The sequence below is a fragment of the Bacillus niameyensis genome (genome assembly GCF_001375535.1).
In the GTDB taxonomy this organism is placed as follows: domain Bacteria; phylum Bacillota; class Bacilli; order Bacillales; family Bacillaceae_C; genus Lederbergia; species Lederbergia niameyensis.
Genome location: NZ_LN831197.1, coordinates 666,605 through 681,923, shown reverse-complemented (window position 1 = coordinate 681,923; position 15,319 = coordinate 666,605). Strand labels below are relative to the sequence as shown.

Here is a 15,319-nt window from a genome sequence, read left to right as displayed (position 1 = left end):
AAATAGCTGATAGTGCTATTGAACGCCATATTCTGTACTATAAGAAAAACTCTAATGATTGAAGTTTTACTTTATCCTTTAGCCCCTAAAAAGCCTAATTGTTCCGCAAGCTCATACGCCCGTTTTCTTGTCTGAACATCGTGGGTTTTCATTGTTTCTAATAAGGATAGATAAAAACTCGCATCAAAGGATTTTTGAAATTTTAAAGTTAATTCGATACAAACTGTAACAATGTGATCAGAAGATTTTGTGAATTGTTTCCCAAAGTAAATAAATGAAATAGCATCCTCTCCGAACTTGAACCCTTTCTCTTCAAGTTGCAGAAGATAATTCCCCAAATTATATGTCTCTCTTTCAGTCAATTATACTTACCCCTTTTTAACCGCAATAACTGGCCGGGCCCTTATTTACGAATACGAACCAAAAATGATCTAAAAAAAGGTCTAATTATCAGTTAAGGTACTATGTTGTGACTTAAATCGCCTTGTCCTGTAGCAGGTATCCCACTATTATATTCTCGAATTCCTACATCATTATAGTAGTTTCATTTTAGGCATTTATACTAAGTGTATCAGCTTCGCCTAATTTAACTGTTTGAATTAGTAAATTCCGTACACTTTTCAACTCATAACGGTCGATTACCAACATAGCTTCGGTTAATTCAACCTTCCAAACTGAATCATTTAATAAAAAAGTGAGCGGTACTTCACAATGTATTGCCGCTAGTTTTCTAGACAAATGTAGGAAATCAAGATCATTTTCAATTTTCTTTTTTACAGATGGAGCCAATTTGTGCAGATTATCTAATATTTCTTCTATGGAATGGTGCTCTTTTATTAATTTTAATGCTGTTTTTTCTCCAATGCCTTTAACGCCTGGATAGCCATCGCTTGGATCTCCCATTAAAGCTTTAACATCGATAAATTCCTTTGGAAGAATCTCGAACTCATCTTTAAACTCGTCTTTAGAATATTGCTTATAATTTCCTATTCCCTTTTGCATAATTAAAACATCGACATGATCATCTACTATTTGTAACAAATCACGGTCACCAGTAAGAACTGTTACTTTAAACTTTGGATTGGAATATTGTTTACAAATAGTACCGATACAGTCATCAGCCTCATAGCCCTTTATTCCGATATTTGGAATTCCTAACTCCGTAGTCACTTGCTGAGCAAGATCAAACTGTGGAATCATTTCCACTGGAGGAGCTTCTCTATTAGCTTTATACCCAGAAAAGAGATCATTTCTAAAAGTGACACTGCCCATATCCCAACAAACAGCGAGATGAGTAGGTTCAATCGTCCCGGCTGCGGTTAGCAAATGTTTCAGATACCCTTGTACGGCATTTGTTGGAATGCCGCTCGAATTAACCATAAAGTTTTTTCGAATAGCTGTGGCGTAAAAGGCACGAAACAATAAAGCCATCCCATCGACCAATAATAAATGTTGTTTCAAATAATTCCACCTCAATATAAATTAATAACTAAATTATAGCACATAAAGAAACAGAGCCGGTGATTGCTCTGTTTCCAATTTTTCTTAAAATGTACGAAGAATAGATTGAAGCTGAATCCATTCGGGTAATTTATGATCATCTGATAAGGATGAAATCCAGGCATCATATTGTTCTTCCAAGTCTTTTTCAATCTGATCTTTCATTCTTTCGAATTCTGTCTCTAACATCTCTTGATAGTATTTACTCACCTTTGAATGTTCTGCCATTAAGTATTCGTCTACTAATGGAGAGAGTAAATTTCTGTATGCTTCTTCCATCTTCTTCTTTTCGTCTAGTTCAAAAAATGCTCGTGGATTTCTAAAATATTTAAATTGGTTTTCAAATGGTTTCCGATTTATTTTTTCAAAAGCTTTAGAAATAGTTGGTACTTGAAAAGAAGAATTTTCAAAATGCGAAAACTTGATTTCCGCCTTCATTCTTTGCATGTCTTTTTCTATTTGTGAATGATAGCTAATTAACTGTTTTCTACTATATTTTTCTAACCTAAGTGATGTGGCTCTCAATTCTTGTCCCAAGTCATAGCTTAGTGCATCTATTAATTCTGTTAGACAAGCTTTTAACTGTTCCCGATGATTCCCTTTTAAAACAGCTGGATTAAAGGATTCCTTAAAAAAATCTGAGAAGCGATAAAATACACGTTGTTTAACATAAAATGTTAGTTCCTCTGCCTCCTGGACTAGCTGTTTCACTAATAGATCTGGGACTATTTTAGAAAGTGATTTTATTACAATATCTTTCGATTCTACCAAAATTCCTCTACGATTAGCCCTGAGTTCCTTATCACCACTTGCCGATTCAATCAACTGCTCTAACATTAAGAGAGCTCGATCATATTCTGCTTCGACAGCTTGAATTGTAAGCTTTGAGAGATCAAATCTCAGGAATTGTTGGAATTCATTATGGAATTGCCCAATTTTTGAACTATCTTGTTGATTTTTTGTTAAGGCAAGTTTACTAGATAAACCAAACAATTTTGGTTTTGTAATCCCGTTTTTACCGAGTTCTTCCTCTACATAATCAAGTACTTCCGTTATTTCATTTTCAGAACTGGCTAAATCGATTGCATTTACTATAAAAAACATTTTATCCAACTCAAATGTGTCTTTCACACGCCCTAACTGAATGAGAAATTCTCTATCCGCTCGAGAAAATGCATGATTATAGTAAGTGACAAAAATAATTGCATCCGCATTTTTAATGTAATCAAATGCCACCCCTGTGTGACGAGCGTTAATGGAATCCGCGCCTGGAGTATCAACTAGGGTAATTCCTTGTCTTGTTAAGGAGCAGTCATAATAAAGATCAATGGACTCCACAAAACAAGATTGCACTTCATCTCCAACATATTGTTTAAAGCCTTCTAAAGTAGTATTTATCGACTGTCCTACCAACGTTTTAAGGTTCGGATACCCCTTTGAAAAAGCGTTTAAAAACGATAATTGAACCTTTTCTCTCTCTTTCCCCTTCTCGCTTGTCAAAAGACTAGGGATTTGTCGGAAGCCATCCTCCAGTGATAAACATTTTCGATCGAAAGCGAGTAAAGCATTATTTAGATCAGACAGCATTTCTTTTTCGCCTTTAAAATGAATAACTGCAGATCCGTGTGGGTTTACTTCAGAAATTGGACATATTCGATTAATTGCAGCTGTTGTCGGATTAGGTGAAACGGGTAAGACGCCTTGCCCTAGCAAGGCATTAGCAAACGATGATTTGCCTGCACTAAATGCACCGAATAAAGCAATTGTATAATGGCGATTTTTTAATCGAGCTACTTTTTCTTCCAATTGCAATGTTAAGCGCTTAAAATGTTTATCTTTTTGTAGATAAAAAATCGCCTTCTCCACTTTATCAATAACACCGTCTATTTCCGTCTCCACTCGTTTTTCAATAGATGAGTGTTGCAGAGGTTTATCTACAATTACTTTTTCTTTTTGTACTTCACATATTAAGTCACTACTGATCTCCAGTAGTTCCGATTGTTCCCATTCTAAAAGTAAGGAAGATAAAATTGCCTCTTCGCCCCCTGTTGGCAATAATAGCTCTTCCCGTCTTTTATCATATTGCTGCTGTATGCAATCAAGATTTTCCATCGCTTCCACTGCTTCAGATATTTGCAAAATTTGAGCATTGAAATCGGCTATTTCTAGCGCTATGCTTTTTTCCATTTGAGCTATTATTTGTTCTTTGAATGGCGATAATGTTGAACGAGCTATTTTTTTAATTTCTCTCGAGACATCTTCACAGTAGTTTAATACTGATTGCCCGTTTACGCCAGCCCCTCTTTTTACCGTGTCTAACAATAAATCGGCTTCAATATGAATGTCTACATTCTGCGCTTGCAGCTGCAGATTTTCGTCCATTGTGTCTAGGTCGGATAATAAAGAACTAAGCCACTGCCTAATATGCCAGTTTAATTGAGATTCTACTTGTTTTTTTACATTATCTAAAAACGCATTAAGTCGATTTTGCCTTTCTTCCTCTGTTTTTTGTTTACTGAAAAAAATCCCAACTTTAAATTCTGGTTGGATACTTTGTAGGAATAATTCTGCTAATTCTCTAGTTTCATAGGGCATTAAATAAGCATTTTTGAGAAGTCTCTCACATTCATTTTCAAAATGTCGTCCCCACTCCTCGCTTTTGTCGCAGAGATTGTTTTTGTCTATCTTTAATGACTCTTCTCGCTTAACTAAATTAAGTATTTCAGCCTCTGAATAGTCACTTAATACCTCTTTATAGGGGATTGATTCTCTCTCAACTTGTTCCTTTAACCAATGGTCATGTTCTTCACTCAACTGGTAAAAGGCGGATTCTATCGAAGGCTCTATCCATTGATTTTGATGAGAAAAAACATCTTTGATTAACATTTTTACTGTTTCCAATTCGTTTTCGATATGATCTGAATTCCTTAACGTAGTAAAAAAAATACCTGCAGGTTCAACTCCCCATGACGCAAACGATCCAGCTACAGACTCTTTAAACGCATGAAAAGATAGCTCTGATTCATTATGCTTATCAATTTGGTTAATAATTAAGTACAGTTTCACTCCATGTTCCAGCATATTTTTAGTGTACGTGAAATTCAGTTCGGATTGAACATGATTGTAATCCATAACATAAAAAACAAGATCAGCTAAATGCAAGGCAGATTCAGTAGAAAGACGATGAGCATCATCAGTAGAATCAATACCTGGTGTATCCATAATCCAGACATTTTCTGGGAGTTCCAGATCCTCACGACCGATTTCAACTTCCAAAACCTCTTCCTGTTTACATAATTCTTTAATCACGTTGAAATCATATGATGCGTTCAAAAGTAGCGGTTTTTTGGAATTTTGATAAATTTTGGCGTAATCCTGATTTGCACTTCTAATTCTTACTAGATTGGCACTTGTTGGAATCGGGCTAGTCGGCAAAATTGTATCACCAATTAATGTATTTATCATTGTAGATTTTCCTGCAGAAAAATGACCGCTAAAAGCGATAATACAGTCATTATTATATATTTTCTTTATTAATTTTTTTGATTTATTAACTCGAACATTATCCTGATGTTGTTGGAAACGCTCTAATAAAGTAAGTGCTTTGAAAAGATATTGTTCTTTTATGGAAGATAATACAACTTGATCCATTCTGCTAGTAAACTCCTCTTTTACTTATTTGCGAAAAGGTTCAAAAAAGATTGATAAAAGTTTTATTTATTTTACACTAAAATCTTTAAATAATAAATAAGACAAAAAAGTGGTCAGACACATTATAAACATTAGCGCCTGACCTTTGCCTCTAAATATTTTGTGTAATCTGTGTTTTCTTTAAGTGCTTTTTCTTCAAGAGGAATTCTTATCGAGAGAATCCATTGATTCAAAAAGAAAAATACAATTGCTGTTATATAGGCGTTAAACATAAGTGGAAGAATCAATAACTCCAAAGTAACGATTATGTAGTTAGGGTGCTTAAGGAAACGAAAGGGACCTTTCGAAACAATAGCGGCTCCTGGGAGAACTATAATTTTCGTGTTCCAATATTTCCCTAGAGTGAAAATGACCCAAATTCTGGCAATTTGAAGCAATGCAAATAAGGATAAGAGCAATGGCCAGAGTTCGCTTAAAATTCGCTCGAAGACAATAACCTCCAGCAATAGAGAAAGAAAAAATAATATATGGATGAAAACCATAATTTTATAATGGTTTTGTCCGTACTCTACTCCCCCATTACGGAGTATCCATTTTTCATTTTTCTTGGCAATCCAAAGTTCAATCATTCTTTGGATGATTATGAAGGTGAACATTATAATAAAGAGCATTTATATCCACCTTACAAGAGCCAATTCAGAGCTAAAACCTGGCCCCAATGCCACCATGATCCCATATTCTCCGGGATTTATGTTTTGACCCAGAAATTTTTCCAGAACAAAAAATATAGTGACAGATGACATATTTCCATATTCCTTAAGAATTTCGAGGGAATTAGCTGTTTTTTCTTTATCGAGTTTCCAAGCGTTTTCAAAAGCTTTTATCACCTTTTTACCACCAGGATGGGCAATAAAATGATCGATTTCACGTAGAGATAACCCATTATTATTAAGAAATTGTCCAACAACAGGTTCTAACCAATCTTGAACCAATGACGGTATTTCTTTTGAAAATATGACATATAGCCCATTATCTCTTATATCCCATCCCATAACATCAAGGGAGTCTTGCATTAAAGTAGATTGAGTAGTGACTATTGATGGCACACTTCCAGTTATGTATTCCTGATAATTGACATCATCTCCAACGACTAAAACGGTTGCAGCACCATCTGCGAATAGAGATGTACCTACTATATTACTTTTTCGGAAATCCTCTTTTTGAAAAGTTAGACTACACAACTCAACAGCTACTACAAGAACTTTTGCGTTTGGATAGGCTAGACAGTACTCGTAAGCACGTGAAAGGCCAGCGACTCCCCCACCACAGCCTAATCCCCAAATGGGAACTCTTTTTAGATGGGAAGAGAAGGGAAGTCTGTTCATAATTCGAGCATCCAGACTTGGAGTAGTAAGCCCAGTTGAATTAATTAAAAAAATGGCATCAATGTCACTATACTGTATTTCTTTCCTTATTTTTGCAGCATGTAAACAGCTTTGTATTGAAGCAATACAAAGCTTTACACCTTCCTCAAGAAAAACATTGTTTTTTTCCGAAAAAGAATGATTCTCAAGATACCATTCAATTTCTTTCGCAAAATAACGTTGCTTGATTTCACCATTAAGAAAGACTTTAAGTAAGTGATCCAGATCATTTACTACTCCTGAGAATAGCTGTTTCGCTATTTCCATTGTTTTGTCCTGAGTTACCTCGAATTGTGGAACTGCTGTTCCGACCGAAAGAATTTGTGGCATGGATTTGCTCCTCTCTGCTTCTATTTACAATTTGGGATACAGATTTTACGGAGCCAATCCATGTTTGCTTATTGTTTTAGACTTTCTAATTGTTCGAGAAAACCGGGATATGAAATAGTAATAGCTTGATTATTTTTAATCTCAGTTTTACCTTCAGCAATGCAACTAGCGATTGCGAGCATCATACCAATTCGATGATCCCCGTGACTATTAACGACCGCTCCTTTAAGAGACGATTTACCATGTATGATCATTCCGTCATCAGTCGCTTCAATGTTAGCACCCAACTGTTTGAGTTCATGAACAACAGTATCAATACGATTGGTTTCTTTTACTTTTAATTCAGCCGCGTCTTTAATAACTGTATCGCCCTCAGCTTGGGTTGCTGCTAAGGCAAGTATTGGAATTTCGTCGATTAATCTCGGTATAATATCACCAGCAATTTCTACCCCTTTCAAGGTAGAGGCTCTGACAGTAATATCTGCATATGGCTCCATAACATCGTTTTGTAGATTTTGAATGGTAATATCTGCACCCATTGCTTTTAGTATGTCCAATATTCCAGTTCTAGTAGGATTTAATCCGACATTTTTTATCGTAATTTCACTGTTAGGCACTATTGATCCAGCAACTAGAAAAAATGCCGCTGATGAAATATCTCCTGGAACATTTATAGTTGCCCCCGTAAGCTTTTGTTCTCCTGGAACCGAGATTTTCAATCCATCTACAGTAACTTTCCCGCCAAATGCTTGAATCATTCGTTCCGTATGATCTCGGGAAGATTCTGGTTCAATCACTGTCGTTTCCTTATTTGCGAAAAGACCAGCTAGTAAAATAGCGGACTTGACTTGGGCACTAGCAACAGGTGACTGATATTTGATCCCATTTAGCCCTCCACCATGAACAGCGAGTGGTGTGAATTTTCCATTTTCTCGACCTTGAATACTTGCTTTCATTTGTTTCAGTGGAATGGTTACCCTATCCATTGGTCTCTTCGCAATGGAGTCGTCTCCGATAATAACGGTATGAAAGGGTAAGCTTGCTAAAATACCTAACATTAACCGAATCGTCGTTCCGGAATTACCAACATCTAAAACTTCAGAAGGCTCTATTAAACCAGTAAGACCCTTTCCTTCTATCTCAACATAATCTCCATTACGGTCGATATTAACCCCTAGTTTTTTGAAACATTCAATTGTATTCAAGCAATCCTCGCCCGTTAATAGTCCATTGATCTTCGTTTTCCCATGGGCGATGGATCCAAGCATAATGGCACGATGAGAAATGGACTTATCCCCAGGAATTTTCATTGTTCCTTTGAGTGGAACGATATGTTTAGTTAGTTCACTCATATGTTTCACCCCTACATACTGATATATGTGTTATAGTCATTCTGTTCTAGAAATGTTCTAGCAGCTTCCATATCCATTTCTGTTTGAAAACTTAATCTTAACACCCCATACATATCTTCACGTGCCTCAATAATTCTAATATTTGTTATACTGATATTTTCTTTTGCTAATAGTGTAGTAATATCAGAAATGACTCCCGGTTTATCGAGTACATCAACAAACAAATCGTAAAAAGCAGTTATGGCTCCTTTTGCACGGACTGGTAGAGAATCACGATACTTCTTTGCACCGTAAAAATAATCAAAAATGGAATGGCTGTCGCCTTCAACAAGTAATTCTTTAACATAATTCATTTCAACAAGCCACTCATCAAGTAATGAGATAAGAATGTTCTGATTATGTCTTACAATATCGCGCCACATTTCGGGACTGCTAGAAGCAATTCGGGTAATATCTCGAAAACCGCCTGCAGCTAGAAATTGTATATGGTCATTTTCCTCCGCATAGCCTTCAACATGGCGAACTAAGCTTGCAGCAACAATATGGGGAAAATGGCTAACAACCCCAGTTACATGATCATGCTCATCAGGATTCATTATAATGAAATGGGCATTTGTACCGTGAAGCCAATTTTTTAGCTCCTCAACCTTTCCGTTTGTACCTTCGGCAGGCGTTAAAACATAAAACGCATTTTCAAATAAATGGGATTTTGCACTGCCCGGCCCACCTTTATGGGAACCGGCCATCGGATGTCCTCCGATAAAAGTAGTCACTTTTGGATCAAAAAGGAGTTCAGCCTTTTTCATGATCCTGCTTTTCGTACTCCCTACATCAGTAATAATGACATTATTTTTAAGAGGTAGTTCCGCTAATAATTCAAGGAAATCCTCAGCTCTTTCTACCGGGCAGGCAAGTATAATAAGATCTGCTTTCATAGCTTCTTCTTCAAACTTTTCCGTATAATCGTCAATTATTTTTAGTTTTTTGGCTAATCGACAATTATCTAATTTTATATCAAAAGCAACAACTGAAACATCGTGTTCTTTTTTGATCGCTAGAGCTACAGACCCACCAATTAACCCGACACCGATTAAAAACACCCTTTTTTTCTCTGTTGTCATCTCTACACAGCCTTATCCAATCTATTGTTTAATCGGAATTATTTCTTTTAATTCCTTCATTAAATTTTCATTATCTTGTTCTTTTCCAATGGTAATCCTAATGCCGTTCGGAAATGCACGGACAATCCAGCCTTTTTCGAGTAAACGTTGGAAAATTTCTTGAGTTTCAGTTCCATGTACGTTAATAAATACAAAATTTGCTTGAGATCGATAATAAGGAATATGTTGTTGATCGAAGAACTCATAGTATTTCTCCAACCCATTAGTATTCCGTATTATGCATTCTTCAATAAATTCAGGATCATCTAGTGCAGCAATTGCAGCTGTTTGAGCTAATGCTGATGTGTTAAATGGAAGACGAACGACATCCAGTAATTTGATTAGCTCTGGTGATCCAATACCGTATCCAACTCGAAAAGCTGCTAAACCATATGCTTTAGAAAAAGTCCTCATTATAAGGATATTTTCAAACTGTTCAAGCAAAGTGATTGTTTGTGGATAATCGTTTGCAGTTACATATTCATAATAGGCTTCGTCTATAACAATCAATACATCACTCGGGACTTTTTGTAAAAATGACAACAGTTCATCTTTCGCTATATAAGTACCTGTTGGATTATTGGGATTGCAGATCCAGACAACTTTTGTATTACCATCAATCGCTTCAGCCATGCCTTTTAAGTCATGACAGCCTTCGATTAACGGAATTTCTCGCACTTCCGCATTCTCAATAATCGCATGATGCCGATACTGCGAGAATGTCTCGTTTGCCATTACGGTATTAGATCCTTCTGAAAGCATTGCTCTTGCTACAATCTGAATTAACTCATCTAAGCCGCTAGAAAAGATTAGTTGTTCTTCTTTAACACCAAGATGTTCTGCCACAGCATCTTTAAGTTGAATGGCAGCACCGTCAGGATAAACGGCAAAACTAGGAGACTTTGTAATAGCCTCAAGCACACGTGGTGAACAACCATATGGATTTTCATTCGATGCTAATTTGACAATCTTATCTAAATTATAGGCTTTTTTTACCTCATCGATTGTTTTACCTGGTGTATAGGCTTTTAGAGAAAAAAGCTGTTCCTTCACATTCATTTTTCTTCCCGTCCTTTATTAGAAATTCTTAGAGTATTCCCGGTGCTTTTCAATATTTTCTTTGATGGTATCCATCCGATCGTGACCGAACTGCTCAACAATAGCGGCTGCCAATTCCCAAGCAACGACTGCTTCAGCTACGACGCTTGCTGCAGGTACTGCACAACTGTCGGAGCGCTCGATACTTGCTTTAAACGGTTCTTTCGTATCGATATCAACACTTTCAAGTGGTTTATACAAAGTCGGAATAGGTTTCATAACACCTCTTATGACAATAGGCATCCCTGTTGTCATTCCACCTTCAAATCCACCTGCATTATTTGTTCTCCTTGTATAACCATTGTCTTTATCCCAAGCAATTTCATCATGTACTTGACTTCCTGGAAGATGAGCTGCTTCAAAACCAATACCAATTTCCACACCTTTAAATGCATTGATACTCATAACAGCAGCTGCAAGTTTTGCTTCCAATTTGCGATCGTATTGAACATGACTTCCGACCCCTATCGGCATACCTTCGACGATAACTTCAACAATGCCTCCAATAGAATCTCCTTGCTTTTTAGCATCATCAATTGCTCTCATCATTTTCTCAGCAGCTTCTGGATCGAGGCAGCGTACTGGAGAATCTTCACTAATAGTTTGCAATTCTTCAATAGAATTGTACTGTATGTTTTCAGCACGGATGCCACCAATTTCCAAAACATGACCGCCGACTTTAATGCCAACTTCGGAAAGAATGGACTTGGCTACAGCTCCTGCTGCCACTCTAACTGTCGTTTCTCTTGCCGAAGATCTTTCTAAAACATTTCTAATGTCCCGATGTCCATATTTTATCGCACCATTTAAATCAGCGTGACCAGGACGAGGTCGCGTAATTTTTCTTTTTACATCTTCTTGTTCTTCTGCACTGATCGGTTCAGCACCCATAATTTTTCTCCAATGTTTAAAATCATTATTTTCAACTACTAGCGCTATAGGTGCCCCAATCGTGTAACCGTGACGAACACCACTCGTGATTAGAGCCTGGTCTTTCTCAATTTGCATTCTTCGGCCACGGCCGTATCCTTTCTGCCTTCTTCCAAGTTCAGTGTTGATTGTTTCGGCTGTTAATTCTAGCCCAGAAGGCACTCCTTCAATAATGGTTGTTAATTGTGGACCATGTGATTCACCAGCTGTTAAATATCTCAATCTCAATACCCCCATTTTTTGTTAAAAAATACAAAATCGTCCCTGCATATAGCAGGGACGATTGATTATCGCGGTACCACCCTAATTGCGGAAAAATCCGCCTCTCAGTAAGTTAACGGCTATTACCGTCCTTTTTTACTAATTTGAGAAGTCAAATGTTCAGAAAGGAAGCTCAAGGGAGTAATTCACATTCATGATTGTGCTAATTTTCACCAACCATTAGCTCTCTAACACTACAGTATCATGAAGCTACTTTGCCCCATCAAAGCATTTGTTTTATTAAATTCAATTTTTATCACATTGTTGCGAACTTGTAAAGCAAAATTTTGATATTTTCTAAAATAAAAAAATGGTAGCGCTTACTATAAAAAAAGCTAATTTTTGTCTACGTTTCCATTTGTCAATTTTCTATTTATGACATACAATTGTAATCAATCAAATAGCGAAAAATCTTTTTGTTTTTTCTATTGACAATTTTATCAATCCAGTCTATGGTATTGAGCTATCAACAAAATAAATTCATACACGCTTCACAGCGTTGAAGCAATGAAGAAAATGTGTTATTATATTTAAAGACATATAGGGAGGGTTTACATTGTCAGAACTCGAAATTTTACGTTCAAAAATCGAAAAGAAGACCCTGCAAATTTTGGAATTATTAAATGAGCGGGCGGAAATTGCGCAAGAAATTGGCAAATTAAAAGAAATGCAAGGTGTTAACCGCTTTGATCCTGTCCAAGAGAGAAAAATCCTTGACATGGTTGCTGATCATAACAAAGGACCTTTTGAAACATCCACACTTCAACATATTTTCAAGCAAATTCTTAAGGCAAGTTTAGAATTGCAAAAAGATGATAATCGAAAAGCATTGCTTGTTTCTAGGAAGAAAAAACCGGAAAATACGGTTGTCACGATCAATGATACGAAAATTGGAGATGGGACCCAGCATTTCATTATGGGACCATGTGCAGTAGAAAGCTATGATCAAGTAAAACTTGTTGCTCAGGCAATGAAAAAACAAGGATTAAACCTAATGCGTGGCGGAGCATTTAAACCACGTTCATCACCATATGATTTCCAAGGTCTTGGACTCGAAGGATTAAAAATCCTTAGACGCGTTGCTGATGAGGAAGGTTTATCGATAATTAGTGAAATATTAGATACTAGAGATGTTGAAGCTGCTTTGGATTATGTCGATGTTATCCAAATTGGTGCCCGTAATATGCAGAACTTTGAATTGTTGAAATTAGTAGGTTCTGTTCAAAAGCCAGTACTATTAAAACGTGGATTAGCAGCAACAATTGAGGAATTTATGTACGCTGCTGAATATATTATTTCACAAGGCAATAGTCAAATTATCCTTTGTGAAAGAGGAATTAGAACTTATGAGCGGGCGACGAGAAATACTTTAGATATTTCTGCTGTTCCTATTCTGAAAAAAGAAACTCACTTACCTGTAGTAGTCGATGTCACCCACTCTACTGGTAGAAAAGACTTACTTCTACCGACAGCTAAAGCAGCTTTAGCTATTGGGGCCGATGCGATTATGGCAGAAGTTCATCCTGATCCTGCTGTTGCACTCTCTGACTCTGCACAGCAAATGGATATTGAAGAATTCAACAAATTTATGGCAGAAGTAAAAGCTTTTGCAAGTGTAGTCCAAAAAGCTCCTGTAGGATGATTAAAAGCTGAAGCGCATTGTTTAATGAAGACTAAAAAACAGTCCATTTTATAGTGGACTGTTTTTTTGGTTATAACCAAATCCTATGTACTTATATAGTTACCTCATAAAACCAGCATTTCCATTTTGCGACAAAGAATGTTCTATCGCTTTATTTAAAGATTCCTCAGCTTCCCTTAGGCTTTCAACAGCCATCATTGAATACTGTTCTTCTTCCTTAAGCTTATTGTATGTTGATTGAATAGCCCTTGAAATTGTTTCAAACTCATCCAATTTTACAGCCATCGATCTCACCCCTATCTTTTTCTATACGTAAAGTATATTCAAGACACAGGGAATTTATTCTTCTTGAAGTTTTTATTAATAAACTAAAAAAGACTATTCAGAAGTTAATTTCTGAGTAGTCCGCTTGTTTTAGACTGAAAACCTACCATAACATTCTGTAAGCCATGTTCTGTTCCATCGTACTACAAATGGCTCAGGTTAAGCCTCGTACTCCGGTGGTAATCATCTATCTGCATATCTTTGCAAACATGCCTCTTTCTCCGTTCATTTTCTTCAAAAGAGTGCCCCTACCAAAATTTGGGTTTCTCGCTCACGGGGTTTACCTCGTTCCACCTCTGCTGTTTCCAGCAAAGCTTCGTCACTGTGGCACTTTAAAGGTATTCAAGCCATATCTTATACAAGACTTAGGCATTTTCCCTGCCGTCAATTCAGTATTAACCGAACTGCCCTGGCTTATCTTTTCGCCAGGCGTGATCACTACGTGCATCTCAGCACCGTGCGAGCATGGACTTTCCTCTGCTATTTAGAATAGCAGCGATTACCCGAATGTTATGGGTCATGACAAGATACAATTGTATTATTATTTTTACTGGATTGCAAGTGGGAAATATTAGTACTGCATATTTATTCGTCTAATTTGCTTCCGAAAACATGCTTTTCTAAATTAGAAAGTCGTTTTAAAATATCAAAATTCGTTGTACCAGCCGGTTGAACTGACTGACGTCTTGATTGATCTTCCACTTGTTTTTTTAATCTTGCATTTTCTTGTTGTAAGTCATCTACTATTTGTTTAATTGATTCATAATCTTTAATGATCAAATCTAGGAATTGATCCACTTCATCTTGTTTATACCCACGAAATTTTGTTTTAAATTCCTTTTCCAAAATTTCTTTAGCTGTTAAATTCAATTTGTTCACTCTAAACACCACCTTCAAATTCCACTACATTACCATTATTCTTTCAAAATACAGCCATTTTGTCAATTTCCAATAGCACTAAATTATTTGCTCGCAATCTTTACAAATATCTCATACTACTATAAAGAAAAGTGAGGTTTCTTTCATCCCCGATTTATTAATAGTTAAATGAAAACTAAGTTCGCACCATCCTATCGTAACGCCTTTGTGACCCCTATTCTATAGCTCATTTTCCTCTAACTATATTCTACGCATAGTTTTTTGGATACTTTGCATTAGGTATTAATACCCTGTTTCAAAAGATTAAAATTGTCACAAATTATTGAAGTCGTTTTTTACTGTTTTTTCTATGTATAGAAGGTGAGCAGAAATAGGCACTGACAATGTCAGTGCCTTGAGTAATATTTATCCCTTATCAGAAATTAGAAAGGAAAATTGGGTCTTGGGCCAAATCCTGGTCGTGGTCCTGGTCCAAAACCTGGTCCGAATCCTTGCCCCGGAACAGGTCCTGGTCCTGGCATAACGACCTGCTGATTGGTTACCTCGTTCACAACCGATTGCGTATGTGGGAAATAATGTTGATGTACAAAATTTTGATGATTGACCGTTGTTGTGTGAGAAGGATGAATTTCTGGGACGATAAAATTCTGTTGGGTATGATTAACACAGCATTTGGTCGGATGAACAACAGCTGGAAGTACCTTTGTGCAGTTATTAAACATAAAAAAGCTCCTTTCTTGTCATTAATCTCTTTTCATTTATAGACTA

Annotated in this window: 13 protein-coding genes, 1 other RNA gene and 1 other annotated feature; of the genes, 1 reads left to right on the top strand and 13 read right to left on the bottom strand. The window is 36.5% G+C overall.

Annotated features, from left to right (window positions below; all coding sequences use genetic code 11):
• Positions 1-71: 71 nt before the first annotated feature.
• The 9 genes from BN1243_RS03370 to aroC all read right to left on the bottom strand — a co-directional run bounded on the left by BN1243_RS03370 (position 72) and on the right by aroC (position 11,667).
• Positions 72-362, bottom strand: coding sequence for a DUF6123 family protein (locus BN1243_RS03370; protein ID WP_230200092.1), 291 nt, complete (start codon positions 360-362; stop codon positions 72-74).
• Positions 363-549: 187 nt separating this feature from the next.
• Positions 550-1,461 carry a 5'-3' exonuclease gene (locus BN1243_RS03365; protein WP_084781796.1) on the bottom strand — a complete coding sequence of 304 codons (912 nt, stop codon included), beginning with the start codon at positions 1,459-1,461 and terminating at the stop codon, positions 550-552.
• An 84-nt stretch (positions 1,462-1,545) separates the two neighbouring features.
• Positions 1,546-5,151 (bottom strand): dynamin family protein, encoded by a 3,606-nt coding sequence (locus BN1243_RS03360; RefSeq protein ID WP_062104848.1) that lies wholly within the window; start codon positions 5,149-5,151, stop codon positions 1,546-1,548.
• 131 nt (positions 5,152-5,282) lie between these two features.
• On the bottom strand, positions 5,283-5,822 hold the full coding sequence (locus tag BN1243_RS03355; protein WP_062104847.1) for an isoprenylcysteine carboxyl methyltransferase family protein: 540 nt from the start codon (positions 5,820-5,822) through the stop codon (positions 5,283-5,285).
• Positions 5,823-6,929, bottom strand: coding sequence for a type III polyketide synthase (locus BN1243_RS03350; protein WP_268258079.1), 1,107 nt, complete (start codon positions 6,927-6,929; stop codon positions 5,823-5,825).
• Positions 6,930-6,973: 44 nt separating this feature from the next.
• A complete protein-coding gene (aroA, locus tag BN1243_RS03345; RefSeq protein WP_062104845.1) occupies positions 6,974-8,257 on the bottom strand; it encodes a 3-phosphoshikimate 1-carboxyvinyltransferase in 1,284 nt (427 codons plus the stop codon).
• Between the two features lie 11 nt (positions 8,258-8,268).
• Complete coding sequence (locus tag BN1243_RS03340) at positions 8,269-9,378, bottom strand: prephenate dehydrogenase (protein WP_062104844.1); 1,110 nt, start codon at positions 9,376-9,378, stop codon at positions 8,269-8,271.
• Positions 9,379-9,399: 21 nt separating this feature from the next.
• Positions 9,400-10,476, bottom strand: a complete 1,077-nt coding sequence (gene hisC / locus BN1243_RS03335) for a histidinol-phosphate transaminase (RefSeq protein WP_062104843.1) — start codon at positions 10,474-10,476, stop codon at positions 9,400-9,402.
• 18 nt (positions 10,477-10,494) lie between these two features.
• Positions 10,495-11,667 (bottom strand): chorismate synthase, encoded by a 1,173-nt coding sequence (gene aroC / locus BN1243_RS03330; RefSeq protein ID WP_062104842.1) that lies wholly within the window; start codon positions 11,665-11,667, stop codon positions 10,495-10,497.
• Between the two features lie 50 nt (positions 11,668-11,717).
• Positions 11,718-11,942: a binding site (T-box leader), on the bottom strand.
• A gap of 320 nt (positions 11,943-12,262) precedes the next feature.
• Between aroC and BN1243_RS03325 the strand changes: the two genes are divergently transcribed.
• Positions 12,263-13,348: a bifunctional 3-deoxy-7-phosphoheptulonate synthase/chorismate mutase gene (locus BN1243_RS03325; protein WP_062104841.1), complete on the top strand. Its 1,086-nt coding sequence runs from the start codon at positions 12,263-12,265 to the stop codon at positions 13,346-13,348.
• A 99-nt stretch (positions 13,349-13,447) separates the two neighbouring features.
• Here the strand turns inward: BN1243_RS03325 and BN1243_RS03320 are convergent, their stop codons facing one another.
• The 4 genes from BN1243_RS03320 to BN1243_RS03305 form a co-directional block, all read right to left on the bottom strand.
• Positions 13,448-13,633, bottom strand: coding sequence for a hypothetical protein (locus tag BN1243_RS03320; protein WP_062104840.1), 186 nt, complete (start codon positions 13,631-13,633; stop codon positions 13,448-13,450).
• A 153-nt stretch (positions 13,634-13,786) separates the two neighbouring features.
• Positions 13,787-14,183: RNase P RNA component class B (gene rnpB, locus BN1243_RS03315), an RNA gene on the bottom strand.
• A 74-nt stretch (positions 14,184-14,257) separates the two neighbouring features.
• Positions 14,258-14,551: a cell division regulator GpsB gene (gene gpsB / locus BN1243_RS03310; protein WP_062104839.1), complete on the bottom strand. Its 294-nt coding sequence runs from the start codon at positions 14,549-14,551 to the stop codon at positions 14,258-14,260.
• 422 nt (positions 14,552-14,973) lie between these two features.
• The gene (locus tag BN1243_RS03305) at positions 14,974-15,273 is read right to left on the bottom strand and encodes a CotD family spore coat protein (RefSeq protein WP_062104838.1); all 300 of its coding nucleotides are present in this window, start codon (positions 15,271-15,273) and stop codon (positions 14,974-14,976) included.
• Positions 15,274-15,319 lie beyond the last annotated feature (46 nt).